Source organism: Cyanobacteria bacterium GSL.Bin1 (assembly GCA_009909085.1).
Taxonomy (GTDB): Bacteria; Cyanobacteriota; Cyanobacteriia; order Cyanobacteriales; family Rubidibacteraceae; genus Halothece.
Genome location: JAAANX010000149.1, coordinates 14,799 through 28,191, shown reverse-complemented (window position 1 = coordinate 28,191; position 13,393 = coordinate 14,799). Strand labels below are relative to the sequence as shown.

The window sequence follows — 13,393 nt, the reverse complement described above, 5'->3', positions numbered from 1 at the left end:
AGGCAAAATAATGGGATTTTTCAACCAAGATGAAACTGCTTGATCGCGCTCGTTTAGGCTTGGCGGTTGCAATTACAAAAATTGTGACTGCCCTGGTCCAAAAATTACGTTTAGGTGCAGGAAGTGTTCTCCCTGGAGAAATTTCCCGGCGTCTTCATCCTAGACTCTTACCCCTGTTATGTGAACAAGTTCGAGAAGGGATTATTTTAATTGTCGGGACCAATGGCAAAACCACCACTTCTCTCCTGTTACGGAGTATTTTAGAAGTAAATGGGGCAAAAGTAACCCACAATGCCACAGGTGCTAACTTAATCAATGGTTTAATTACCGCCCTCTTAGCCGATACGAACTTATTGGGAAAATTGAATGCCGATTATGCCATCTTAGAAGTGGATGAAAATATTTTCCCGCTATTGCTAAACGAATGCCAGCCCCAAATTATCCTCGGCTTAAACTTATTTCGTGACCAGCTCGATCGCTATGGAGAAGTCGATATTATTAGCGAGAAATGGCAGCACGCGATCGCGCCTCTTCCTCAATCAACGGTTGTGATCTTGAATGCTGATGATCCAACCCTGTGTCATTTAGGACAAAGCCTACCGCAAACCGTCTTATTCTTCGGTCTTAATCAACCGCAACTCTATCTCGAAGAAATTCCTCATGCGGTGGACTCTATTTATTGTCCGGTGTGTGGGGCATCTCTCCATTACGAAGGAGTTTATCTGTCTCATTTAGGAGATTACCACTGTTCCAGTTGCGACTTTACGAAAGCAAAACTGGATATTAACAGTCAAGAATGGGGACAAATTTTAGTTGGAGTCTATAACAAATATAATACGTTGGCAGCGGTCTTAACGGCGCAAACCCTCGACATTTCTCCTGCCTTGATCAAAGAAACGATTCAAAATTTTCGTGCTGCCTTTGGACGAGCAGAAGAACTAACCGTTAAAGGAACACCCATCCGCATTTTATTATCAAAAAATCCAGTGGGCATGAATGAGACGATTAGGACGGTCAATGAAATTAAAGCTCAAGGTCAAGCCGAAACCGTCTTAATCGTCTTGAATGATCGCGCTCCCGATGGCACCGATGTATCATGGATTTGGGATGTGGATACGGAAAAGTTAGTGGCCCAAGGCGGTACCATTGTTATCAGCGGCGATCGCGTTTATGATATGGCACTACGGATTCAGTACAGCAAAAAACTTCTGCACCAATCCGATCTCAGGCTGATTATTAAAGAGAACCTCAAGCAAGCCATTGATACTGCCCTCAAAGAAACGCCTCCTCACCATACCCTCCACATTCTGCCCACCTACTCCGCTATGTTGGAAGTACGACAACTGTTAACCGGACGAAAAATTCAGTAGATGCAAACTTTAAAACCCAACTCTTCGCGTCAAAGTGTGCAACGGACCACTCTTGACAATGGCATTACCCTAATTGTTATTGAAAACCCCACTGCAGATATCATTGCTGGGAGACTTTACTTTAAAAATGCTGGAACGCGAGTCGAACCGCTTGCCCAAGCCGGGGTTTCTCATTTACTCTCAACGGTAATTACCAAGGGAACTGCTGATCTCAACGCCACAGCGATCGCCGAACAAGTTGAATCGGTTGGGGCGGGTTTAAATGCGGAAAGTACCAATGACTACTTTGCCCTCAGTCTGAAAACCGTATCTCCAGATTTTCCTGAGATTCTGCAATTGCTAGGAGACATGATCCGTGCGCCCAGTCTACCCGAAGCAGAAATTGAATTGGAACAAGCCCTGACCCAACAAAATATCCTCGCCCAAAAAGAACAGCCCTTTAATCTGGCATTTAATCAACTGCGGGCGCAAATGTATCCCCAGCATCCCTATGGGGTATCTGTCTTAGGAACGGAAGAAACGGTTGCCCGCTTAACCCGTACCGATCTCGAACACTATCATCAAACTTATTTTCGCCCTGATCAGTTAGTGATTAGTCTTGCGGGTCGCATTACGCTTGAACAAGCGGTGACAGAAGTAACACGAGTCTTCGGAGACTGGCAACGCCCGACGACCCCCCTACCGAAACCCTCTCTTCCCCAACTGATTGCCCAACCCTCTGAGAAATCTCTCAATCAAAACACGCAGCAAACAATCATTATGTTGGGTTATCTCACTCCTTCCATTCAAGAGGCTGATTACCCGACGCTGAAATTAATCAATACTTATCTTGGTAATGGTTTATCCTCCCGCCTCTTTGTTGAACTACGGGAAAAACAAGGACTGGCTTATGATGTCTCTGCTTTTTATCCCACCCGCCTCGAACCTTCTCATTTTGTCACCTACATCGGAACCGCACCGCAGAATGTGGAAGTCGCATTACAAGGGTTACGCCAAGAGGTGCAACGGTTATGCGAGGTCAATCTGACGGCAGAAGAATTACAAGCCAGTAAAAACAAATTGTTGGGGCAATATGCACTGGCTAAGCAAAGTAATGGACAGTTAGCGCAATTGTTTGGCTGGTATGAGACGCTCAACCAAGGCATTGAATTTGATGATATTTTCCAAGCGAGTGTAGCGGCACTCAGCAGTGACCAGCTGCAAACGGTTGCCCAAAAATACTTAGCCATTGAGCCTTATATTTCTTTAGTTGGTTCTCAATAGCTTTCTTTTTAGTGATTAGAGTTTTTAATTGATAGCGTCTGATGTGAATTAAACGGAGAACACACGAAAAGTTAAAACATCAATCCCATATTGACAGCGTAAAAGGATTCGTCAAGTGTGAGTTAGAAGCTTTGTTCTTTTCAACAAACTAATGAGGATTGCCCAGAAGACAATCCCTAATGCTTTCAATATAAACTTTTACTTCTTAAAATCAAACTTGATAACGCCTATGCTGCTGCTGGAATTTCACTTTCCTTTTTTTCTTCTACAACTGCCGCTTCATCCTCCGACTCTTTCACAACTAGACGAGAACAGGGGATCTGGTCTGAGAGAATGGCACTTGCCATCATTCCAGTATGAATTTCGAGAAGGCCTTCTGGTAGTGCTTCAAAGACTAGACGTTGTCCGGGAAATACGACCCGCTCAAAATACCAGTTTTCAAGATTTGTAATTCTTACCACTTGGATAGAGCTGGTGGCATTAAAATAGCAACAAAGGATCGGAGCGGAGGGGGTGTTAGGAACGGGATCAAGGATTTGAGCCATGACTGAATAGATAAGGATTTTTACTAAACGTTACATTTCTAAATTAACACTAGCTGATCCCCAGTCGCTGTTAATCCTAATACAAATTGCCAAATTAAATTACTTCTTCTTGATTGTTAGAAGAAGTGCAATCCTAAAATATCCGATAACGGTAGGCATTTCAACCATCAGCCATGAATTTGATCCCGATTATTTTTTTGATCCCCTCCTTAGTTTTAGTCGTCACTTCCGCAATTCTACGAACAAGACATTAAGATATATGACAGCAATGAACGCATTGTCCGCAGCACTCAGTTAACTTTCCTGAAGCAAAGATAAAAAAGCTGTAAAAATCAATATACCATAACATTTTCCAAAATCCTACTTAAATCTGACAGCAAATGACTCCATTTTTGATTGATGTCAATCCCTGTATCATCTGACTGACGTTGATTTGACGCTCATTAGCAGTAATGCTGAACTCGAACCACAAAAGAAGTTCAAAAAGCGCTGGGGTAAATCTACAAATCCAACTCATGCTTTTTGCTCATTTAACTTTGCTTGAAGATTCGGAAAAACAACTTGACTGTCAATCACTTCACCGCGATTAGAGGCTTCAATCCCTTGTAACACTTCTTGGCGGAGTTCCTCATATCGCCCTTGATATATCTTTTCAACCTGATCCAGCAGCTTGACTCCTGTATAAATGATCTCAGCAACAGATTTATAGCACCCACTATCCACTTGCTGTTGAATGATTTGCTCTAATTCAGGGGTTAACTTTCTCCCACTCTCTCTTGAATATCTTACTGTAGCTTTGATCAAGTGAGAGACGTGAATAAATAATGGAGCACGATGTAGCAAAAGCAAAGCTACCGCCCTTCGGGCATCGCGCTACGCTAAGTTTGGTAATATGGATTTTGATGTTGGATATGAGCTTAAATTTTCTCGAAAGTAACAGAATCAATTATTCAACTCCTACTTCTTAAGAGCAATCCTTAAGTATTAAAAGGATACGACTTCACTGTTAACTAAATTTATCGTATGAATCTTAAAGTGAGAGAGTTTAAAGTTAATTCAAATAAAAAATTATTAATTTCAATTGTTATCAGATATGTAAGGATGCTCTTCATTAGATTTAGATCCATTACTAATTTCAACATATTTAGCTCTAGTCAAAGCATATCTTAGTGTAGTTAAACCAATTGATAAAGAAGCAAGCAGTCCCCAAGAAAACAAGAAAGCAAAAATAATAAATAGATAAGTTCTTTGAGTTGATGCATCTACTTCTTCTAGAAAGAGTGTAATCATATATACTTTGCTACCATTTTCCCATTCTAGAGTGCCAATATTACTAAAAGTCCAATATGTTTTAACTAAGTGATGGGTAAAGCTACTCTCTATATTAGAAGGCTCAGTTAATGTCCTATAAATAAAATTTTCCTTATCATTTCCATAATAATTTTTGTTATAGTCTACGTGAAGGCGCGCAAAATAATATTTCTTATTACGAGACATTACTTCTTAAAATGATTACAAAGTGATAATGATGTACCAAGTTATTTTATCTTCTTTAGCAGAAAAGAGCAAAGATTTTCTCGGTTAAAATAAAAAATTATTGTTTTTAAGTAATGCTATAGTCAATTAAGTATAGCAATCAGATGTAAAAAACGATTCTCTATGCTTCTTGCTTATTTTTCGCTATCATGACAGTTGAATTTATTATCTCTTCACTCTTCTTCTGGATGGGTAAAAGCAACCATTAACTCCCAATCATGAATCAAAATCCTTCCCCCACGGCGATAACTGACAGCGGTTTCCATCTTCTTCAATAAACGGGTACATTCTTCATAAGTAATCCCGACCATTCGCGCCATTTGATAATAAGGAAGTTTTACATTTAAAACCTCGCCTTCCTTTTCCTGTCTTGTGCCATATTCTTGCGCTTGATAGAGAATTAAACGGGCTAACCGCACCGTTGCGCGTTCGGAAATTAAACCATGTACCGTTTCATGTAAATGCTGTAACCGCTGATTAAAGGTGGCGAGAATTTGCAATGCGATTTCTGGGGTTTCCTGAATCGCATCAATAATGGCGTTTTTATCGATCATTACCACTACGCATTTTTCTTGACACACCACAGTAGCGGGTGCAAGTTGATTGCCAAACATGGCGGGGGCTGCGAACATTTCTCCCGCGTGAATCATCCTCACAACCGTTTCTTTTCCCGTTGTTGCCGTTTTTTGAATTTGTAACGTCCCCTCGACTAAGGCAAATAAACAAGCTGGCAACTGATCCTCCTCAATCATAACCATCTCTTCTTTCTGAAACGTCCGAATTTCAGCGTGAGCTTGGAGTTGCGATAAGTTTTCTTCAGAGAGAGTGCGGAGAATCCAAAGCTGTTGCAGTTGTTCAATCGTTGCCAACATAAAGGCGAAACTGAGCTACCTCAGAGAAATAGCTGAAAATTTTTGTCATCTTAAAACTATAGCAATTTCCCAGACAGGGATTAGCAACTAATCTCTCCCTCTCGATGAGGAATCAAATCATGAGTACCACAGCATCAAAAATCAATTTCAAAACTGCCCCTGGACATGAAGTGCTTGCCAAAGCTGGCAAAACCGTCTTGCGCCCTGGTGGGCTAGAAGCCACGAGTCAACTGCTAGAGTGGGCTGATTTTCAACCTGGAGAAACCGTCTTGGAATTAGCCGCAAGTTTTGGTAAAAGTGCCATTTGGCTAGCGCAACGTTACGGCGTACGAGTCGTTGGGATTGAACGCAATCCTGAAAGTGTCCGCATCGCGCAAGAAAACATTCGTCAAGCGGGATTAGAAGGACAAGTGGAAGTTCGTGAGGGCAATATCTTTAACCTTGCAGAAATCACTGAAACCTTTGATTATGTCTTTGCTGAAGCCATTTTGACCATGCAGTCAGCCAGTGGGAAGGCAAAGATTTTAGCAGGGATTGAGAAGGTGCTGAAACCAGGAGGAATTTTCCTCTCTCATGAAATGATTGCCGGTGGAAATCGAGAAGAAATTGATCGCGCTCTTTCGCAAGTGATTCGGGTGAATGCTCAGCCTTTATCGGAAACGGAATGGGAACAAGCCTGCGCAGAAGCTGGATTAACCGTCCAACAAGCCAAAACTGGAGAAATGGGCTTACTCAACCCCAAACGAGTGATTGAAGATGAAGGATTATTTCCGGCGCTGAAAATTGCTTGGAATGTACTCACGCAAGCGGAAATCAGAGAGCGTGTTTTCCAAATGAGAAACACCTTTAATCAATATTGTGACCAACTCGGTTACATTGCTTTTTCGGCAATTAAGGAGTAATTAATCATGGCTGCAACGATTACTAATGCTGACACCAGCTATCACAATACGCTTAAAAATCTCATTGAATATCCTGAAACGGGAATTTTGAGCAAAGTTTTTGTCAAAGATGACCACAGTCAACAAAACCTCTTTTGTCTGGCAGCAGGAACGACGTTAGAAGAGCATACTTCGTCTAAAAACGCCACTGTGATGGCAATGGAAGGGGAAGGAACGTTAACCCTCAATGGTGAAGACATCACGCTAACGCCAGGTGTAGTGGTGTATATGCCAGCGCACGCCCCCCACGCTTTAGAAGCAACGACCAATTTAGCCTTTTGGCTGATCTTATCCGCAGTAGAAACCCAAGGAACATCAATTGAAAATTAGGGAGAATAACTCATGTTTTGCGAACAGTGTGAACAAACAGCCAGTGGCGACGGATGTCATCAATTTGGAGCTTGTGGGAAAAGCCCAGAAGTGAACGCGATCCAAGATTTATTGATTCATTGTCTGCAAGGGTTAGCGATAGTCACCCTTGAGGCAAAAGCAAAAGGCATTGAGACTTACCGCACCGACGTTTTTACCTGTGAAGCCTTGTTTGCTACCATGACCAACGTCAATTTCAATCCGAGCCGATTTGAGAATTATATCACCCGCGCGATCGCGCACCGTGAAACCCTGAAAACTCAAATTGAAGCAATCAATCCTTCTATCAACTGGTCTTCGATTACTAACTTTGAACCCGACTTTCAAGAAAGCCTCGTTGAACAAGGAGCAGAGGTTGCCTTAAAATTTATTAGCCAAGTGGGGAAAGATGCCGTTGATATCTTTTCTCTCAAACTTACCGTCCTTTATGGCATTAAAGGAGTTGCGTCTTATACATTTCACGCTCATGAGTTAAGCCAAGATGATGAGGAAGTCTATCGCTTTACCCATCAGGCTCTCGCTGCATTGTCTGATACAACCTTAAACTTAGAACAGTGGGTCAACTTAGCCCTAGAGGTGGGAAAACAAAATCTGCGGGCAATGGAACTTCTTGATGCTGGACATACTCAAACTTATGGTCATCCTGTACCAACCACCGTTCCTCTCAATCCTAAACCCGGTAAAGCAATTTTAGTCTCGGGTCATGACATTCGACAGTTATCGGAAATTCTCAAGAAAACAGCAGGAACAGGAATTACCGTTTATACTCATGGAGAACTGTTACCGGCTCATGGCTATCCGAAACTAAAAGAGACCTATCCGCACCTTTACGGACATTATGGTACGGCGTGGCAAAACCAGACGAAAGATTTTGCTAAATTTCCTGGTGCCATTATTGTCACCACCAATTGTTTAATGCCTCCTCATGATCACTATACCGATAAACTCTTCAGTCTTGGTCCAGTGGGATATCCTCATCTGAATCACTTACAAGAAGGTGAAGATGGCTTTCCAGACTTCTCGCCAGTGATTGAAAAAGCATTATCCTTGCCTGGCTTTACAGAAACAGGCGTGCCAAAAACCGTAAAAGTTGGCTTTGGACATAATGCGGTTTTGAGTGTTGCTGACACCGTGATTAATGCCGTCAAGGAGGGTAAGATTCGACACTTTTTCTTAGTTGGCGGTTGCGATGGTGCTAAACCAGGGCGGACTTACTACACTGAGTTTGTGGAAAAAGTTCCAGAAGATTGTGTTGTTTTGACCCTCGCTTGTGGAAAGTTTCGTTTCTTTGATCAAAATTTGGGAGAAATTTCCGGTTTACCGCGTCTGATGGATGTCGGACAATGCAATGATGCTTATTCGGCGATTCAAATTGCTCTTGCTCTTGCCAATGCTTTTGAAATGGATGTTAATGATCTTCCGCTGTCCATGATTTTATCTTGGTATGAGCAAAAAGCGGTTGCTGTACTATTGACTCTGCTTCATCTTGGCATTCAAAATATTCGTTTGGGTCCGACTCTCCCTGCGTTTATTTCCCCAAATGTGTTGAAACTTTTATCTGATACTTATGGCTTACAGGCAATTAAAACTCCTGAAGAAGATTTAGCTGCTTGTCTATCTTAAATGGCGCAAAGCGACTTTCAACCCTGTCTTGAGTGCATCTTACATTCTGGAGGGGTGGGATAGCGCGATCGCATGGTGAAGTAATCACACTAACGCCAGGGGTGGTGGTTTATATGCCAGCACACGCACCCCACGCTCTCGAAGCAACGACTAATCTAGCCTTTTGGCTGATTTTATCCGCAGTAGAAACTCAAGGAGAATAATTTAGGAATGAATCCACAAGCAACTGTCGATACGTTTACCCAACATCTCAACCTTTCAGAATCCACAGTAGAAAACTTACTCACCTTAAATGCCAGTGAGTTACCGAAACAAGACGAGTTTCAAACGGAATTAGGTACCTTGGATCTCTCACTATTGCGAGAAACGCTACCAACCGCCAAGTCTGTGTTAGAAAATCAACTCCCTGCTTTTTACGTTTGGCTCAAACAAGAACTACAAATCAAGCGAGTTCCCGATAATCCGAACCATACAACAACGTGGGTGGCGAATTTTCTCAATAACCAAGAAAGTATCCAACATTTAGTGGAATTGCATCGTCCTGTTCCTCCAATTGCCTTAGAACAAGCGATTCCACGCCTTGTCAGCTTATTTAATCAGGTTGAAGATACACAAATTCGTCAACAATGGCAAAGTGCAGTTGCTTTATTATGTTTAGTTTTAGCTGCAGACGCACGAGAACAGTTACGTTTCTAGAAAGCGTCAAATTTCAAAAACAGTAGTTGCTGATTCCAGCTTGAGGAGGGTTAGAGAATGATCTCACCTGTTAAAACCAACCGCAAACCAACCCTAGAAACGTTAGCCAAACTATACATCAATGGTCAGCCTGTCGAGGTTTCTGAGAAGCCAAAAGCGGAATTTTGTGATTGGATTTTTGAGCAATTCCAACAACTCCCTTTTGCGGTACAAGCCAGTTATACCCTCTATTACGATCGCGCTGAAGATATGTTTGCTGATATTGCCAATGAACATCTCTGGGTTTCGATGGAGGGGTATGATTCAGAGTTTTATCAGAATACCTTCTGTGGGTTTGCACTGCTAGCAGTTCACGATTACGACCACTATCAAGTGCAAAGTCATTTTACCCTAGACGGGGAAATCCAAGCCTATCGAAAAATTGCTGCTCGTGCGCCCAGCTTAGACATCCAAAAAATTCTCTATTCGGAATTGGTCTTAAAGTCCGCAGCGCATTTGTATCAGGGAGAAAAACCAGACCCGAAAGTCGTTTTCCCTTAATTCAAGGCAAGATCAGGAGTTCTAACCATGAGTTCAACGACAAAGCCTCATTTCCCAACTGCGTACAAACCCATCATTTCTCCTGAACATGGCGTATATGTGGTGTTACTGGTGTCTTTTCTGGTTGGCGTTGCCTTAGGGCAACAGTGGACGTGGGAAAGCACCCTGGCTCTCATTTGTGCCTTTTTGGGATTTCAAGCCGAACATCCCCTGGTTTTACAAATTAAACAGCGCAAATCTTGGCAGCCTCGGTTTTTGTTTTGGGGTGGCGTTTATGGAGGTATTGCTGGGGGAATTGCCCTCTATTTTGCCTTGACGGCGACTGAAACACTATTGCCCTTACTAGCAGTTTACCTTGGTGCAGGATGTGCCTTGCTGGTGGATGCAGTTGCTGTCTTCCGACGCGGACAAAAATCAATCCTCAATGAAATGGTAACGTTTGCTGCAGTGTGTTTAGTCGTGCCGTTTGCCTACATCGTGACCACAAATAGTTTTACACCGACTGCGATTGGGTTATGGGGATTATGTACCCTTTATTTTTCGGGAACCATCTTCACCGTAAAGTTACGCAAAATTCGCAAAGGAGACTCGCTAGGAAATGCCCTAAAACGGTTAGGGATTTATTGCATCGTTGCGCTTGCAATCATCATCCTCCTTTACTGGACAAATCTCCTCCCCTTGATTCCTGCTTTTGCCTTCTCAGTACTTTTGTTAAAAGTATTTTTCATCCTGATCCGTTTATCCTGGTATCGCACCGCCCCCATTCGTCAAATTGCCAGCTTAGAAACTACATCAGCCCTGACTTTCGGCATCATTACCCTCGTCTCTTTACTCCCTGTAACCCTGTAAAGACTTGCAAATATTGCATGAAGAGATGAAGAACGTTCGTTAGCTTGATTGAAAAGCGATTAGAAATTTTATACAACAAGGAAATTCATTATGACCAGTCCATCTACGGGCGTGGTGGAAAAAACACGCCTGCGCTTAAAGAACTTTAGCCTTCCTGTTTGGCTCGTTTTGATCTGTCTTGTTACCTTTAGCGTGCTTTTGGGGGCTGGGGCTGCCATTTCTAAATATGCCCCACCGCAACCCGCAACTATCTCATCTCCCCAAGAAGAAGTGTTATTAACCGGTGAAGAAATTCAAAACGGACAAGAAACTTATCTGGGTAGAGGTGGACAACATATCGGTAGCATTTGGGGTCATGGTAGCTATCTCGCCCCCGATTGGACTGCGGATTTACTGCACCGTTGGGGCTTAGCCACGGCTGGAGTGATCTATGCCAATGATCCGACCTTTACCCAAGCCGATCTCGAAGCCCTGCCTGAACCGGAACGCGCGAGTTTAGAAGCCCGGGTGAAGCAACAATTTAAGCCCAATCGTTATGAACTAGAAGCAGACCGTCTCTTATTGACGAATGCGCAAACTCAGGGCTTACAGGAAGTTTTCCGCCAGTATGAAGACTTACTCGCCCAAGGTTCCCCCGAACATTCCATTCCCCACGGTTGGTTCCATAATCCCCAAGAAATCCATGATGTAACCGCATTCTTTACTTGGACCGCTTGGGCTGCTTCGGCAAACCGTCCCCATGCCCCCTTTTCTTATACCGCAAATTGGCCCCATGATGACTTAGTTGGGAATGAAGCACCGGGTCAGTTTCTGGTGTGGTCAATTGTTTCGGTTATTGTCTTAATTGCTGTCATTGGACTGTTTCTCTACGTTTATCTGCGCCAAGAAGATGCAGAAGAGGTGCAAGCCGTGCCTAAACGTCCTGCGATGCGGTGGGCAACACCGAGTCAAAAAGCAACCACGCTCTTTTTTGGCGTTGCCATGGTGCTGTTTGGGGTGCAGATGGGTAGAAGGTTTCTTTGAAGTCTTTGCCACGGTTGCGATTGCCTATTTGTGCAGTGAGTTAGGCTTCTTGAAAAAATCCTCGGCATTACGCGCCACCTATTTAACTACCATTCTCTATCTGGGTAGTGGGGTGATTGGCACGCTACACCATCTCTACTTTGCCGGTACACCGTCGTTTATTGCTGCGATGGGGGCCGTGGCTTCGGCATTAGAAGTGGTACCTTTAACCCTAATTGGCTTTGAAGTGGTGAAAACCCTCCGTCTCTCCCAACAAGCAGAAGGCTTCTATCGCTGGCCCCTCCGTTTTTTCCTTGCTACTTGTTTCTGGAATTTAGTGGGCGCTGGTGTCTTCGGTTTCCTGATTAATCCCCCGATTGTCCTCTATTATTCCCAAGGACTAAATACCACCCCGATTCATGCTCACTCCGCCTTATTTGGGGTCTATGGCTGTCTCGCGATCGCGCTGATGTTGTTTGCCCTGCGCGAAATTGTCCCGGATCGCGCTTGGAATGAAAAATTACTGCGCTTTTCCTTCTGGAGTCTCAATGGCGGTTTAGGCTTAATGCTAGTATTAGGTTTGATTCCCAATGGCTTCTATCAACTGATGGAATCGGTCAATCATGGCACTTGGTACGCCCGTAGTGCGGAAGTGATTCACTCCCCTTGGATGGAATGGACCGTCTGGTTACGCATTCCTGGGGATATTGTCTTTAGTCTTGGCGCGATCGGCATGGTCTTATTTACCATCCGCGCGATCTATGCGGTCTTTCAACAACCCACTGATCTAACCTCTGAAAAAGCAACAGAACCGCAACCCTCGGAATTACCCTCTGCTTAATTCTTAACGATCAACTTCAATGAATTCCCTGAATTCCCTGTTGTTAAAACGGCAGGGAATTTATTGATGGGACAGCATTCTGAGCAGCCTCTCCCTAGTATGACGAGTCTGTCGTTAATAGACCGTAAATATATTGATTGAAATCACATTAATTTTGTACTATTATTCAAATATGAAATGACGAATTGGGTGATTGCCATGTGTGAAATGAGTTTGATTTTGGATGTCTTACAGTGTTGGTACGACGAGCGGCTTTCGAGAGACCAATCTCTGGAAGTCCTTGTTACCATTGCCAGAAGTGCCCGAGGCCGAAGAATGATCGAGCAAGTGCAAGAACTGCTTGGGCAAGCGCTTGCAGACATCTAGTCTTTAAAAGATCATGATTTTAGTTTTTATTTAAAAGTGATTTAAATTAATGATATAAAAGACTTAGTTCATGCTATGTGGTTCTTATGTTACTCACGTGAGTGCTGTGTGTCCGGCACAGCACTTTATCCTCTGAGCCTTGTGAAAGTCCCTATTGAACTGGTTTTAAACACGATGGCTTCGCCGGTTCCTGAAGGGAACATCGCGCAGGCAGTTTTGTCTAAGTCCCGTTACTTAATTGATGCTTGCTCTTGTTGAAATGCAGACAATCATGAGTCAAGACTAGAGCGATGGAAGAGCTGATTCAAGAAAATTCGCTAGATATACTTAAATATAGTGATCTAATCGCCTGCATATTTCACTAAAAAATGCTTGAATATACTTAAAAGAGATCAGTATTTGCATGAGGAGTCAGCTTTAGTACCTAAACTTGCAGAAAAAAGCAGATTAATATTGCTTTCGACACTGACTGACTAGAGAAAGTGACAAGATGTTTTTAAGCGGGCAAGAGGGAAACAAGTTGCTTTGAAAAAAGTGTATTTGTGTAAGCCAATTGATGAATCAGTGCTTTAATGAACCA

Annotated in this window: 13 protein-coding genes and 2 pseudogenes; 11 read left to right on the top strand and 4 right to left on the bottom strand. The window is 43.1% G+C overall.

Annotated elements, in window-relative coordinates; genetic code table 11:
* Positions 1–29: 29 nt before the first annotated feature.
* Positions 30–1,370 (top strand): DUF1727 domain-containing protein, encoded by a 1,341-nt coding sequence (locus tag GVY04_17805; protein ID NBD17909.1) that lies wholly within the window; start codon positions 30–32, stop codon positions 1,368–1,370.
* On the top strand, positions 1,371–2,633 hold the full coding sequence (locus GVY04_17800) for an insulinase family protein (protein ID NBD17908.1): 1,263 nt from the start codon (positions 1,371–1,373) through the stop codon (positions 2,631–2,633).
* Positions 2,634–2,860: 227 nt separating this feature from the next.
* On the opposite strand, the gene GVY04_17795 is transcribed toward GVY04_17800, so the two are convergent.
* The 4 genes from GVY04_17795 to GVY04_17780 form a co-directional block, all read right to left on the bottom strand.
* Complete coding sequence (locus GVY04_17795) at positions 2,861–3,178, bottom strand: DUF1830 domain-containing protein (GenBank protein NBD17907.1); 318 nt, start codon at positions 3,176–3,178, stop codon at positions 2,861–2,863.
* 513 nt (positions 3,179–3,691) lie between these two features.
* Positions 3,692–3,979, bottom strand: coding sequence for a type II toxin-antitoxin system ParD family antitoxin (locus GVY04_17790; protein NBD17906.1), 288 nt, complete (start codon positions 3,977–3,979; stop codon positions 3,692–3,694).
* A gap of 276 nt (positions 3,980–4,255) precedes the next feature.
* On the bottom strand, positions 4,256–4,675 hold the full coding sequence (locus GVY04_17785; protein NBD17905.1) for a hypothetical protein: 420 nt from the start codon (positions 4,673–4,675) through the stop codon (positions 4,256–4,258).
* Between the two features lie 212 nt (positions 4,676–4,887).
* Positions 4,888–5,586, bottom strand: coding sequence for a cyclic nucleotide-binding domain-containing protein (locus tag GVY04_17780; protein ID NBD17904.1), 699 nt, complete (start codon positions 5,584–5,586; stop codon positions 4,888–4,890).
* 119 nt (positions 5,587–5,705) lie between these two features.
* On the opposite strand from GVY04_17780, the gene GVY04_17775 reads away from it, so the two are divergent.
* The 9 genes and pseudogenes from GVY04_17775 (at position 5,706) to GVY04_17735 (ending at position 12,813) form a co-directional block, all read left to right on the top strand.
* Positions 5,706–6,488, top strand: coding sequence for a methyltransferase domain-containing protein (locus tag GVY04_17775; GenBank protein ID NBD17903.1), 783 nt, complete (start codon positions 5,706–5,708; stop codon positions 6,486–6,488).
* A gap of 6 nt (positions 6,489–6,494) precedes the next feature.
* Positions 6,495–6,857, top strand: a complete 363-nt coding sequence (locus GVY04_17770) for a cupin domain-containing protein (protein NBD17902.1) — start codon at positions 6,495–6,497, stop codon at positions 6,855–6,857.
* Between the two features lie 12 nt (positions 6,858–6,869).
* Positions 6,870–8,519: a hydroxylamine reductase gene (gene hcp / locus GVY04_17765; GenBank protein ID NBD17901.1), complete on the top strand. Its 1,650-nt coding sequence runs from the start codon at positions 6,870–6,872 to the stop codon at positions 8,517–8,519.
* Between the two features lie 74 nt (positions 8,520–8,593).
* Positions 8,594–8,722, top strand: a pseudogene (locus tag GVY04_17760) (cupin domain-containing protein).
* Positions 8,723–8,729: 7 nt separating this feature from the next.
* Positions 8,730–9,215 (top strand): hypothetical protein, encoded by a 486-nt coding sequence (locus tag GVY04_17755; GenBank protein NBD17900.1) that lies wholly within the window; start codon positions 8,730–8,732, stop codon positions 9,213–9,215.
* A 57-nt stretch (positions 9,216–9,272) separates the two neighbouring features.
* Positions 9,273–9,755 (top strand): transposase, encoded by a 483-nt coding sequence (locus GVY04_17750; protein ID NBD17899.1) that lies wholly within the window; start codon positions 9,273–9,275, stop codon positions 9,753–9,755.
* 27 nt (positions 9,756–9,782) lie between these two features.
* Positions 9,783–10,604, top strand: a complete 822-nt coding sequence (locus GVY04_17745) for a hypothetical protein (GenBank protein ID NBD17898.1) — start codon at positions 9,783–9,785, stop codon at positions 10,602–10,604.
* Positions 10,605–10,694: 90 nt separating this feature from the next.
* A pseudogene (locus tag GVY04_17740) lies at positions 10,695–12,447 on the top strand (hypothetical protein).
* A gap of 177 nt (positions 12,448–12,624) precedes the next feature.
* Positions 12,625–12,813, top strand: coding sequence for a hypothetical protein (locus GVY04_17735; protein ID NBD17897.1), 189 nt, complete (start codon positions 12,625–12,627; stop codon positions 12,811–12,813).
* Positions 12,814–13,393: the final 580 nt, after the last annotated feature.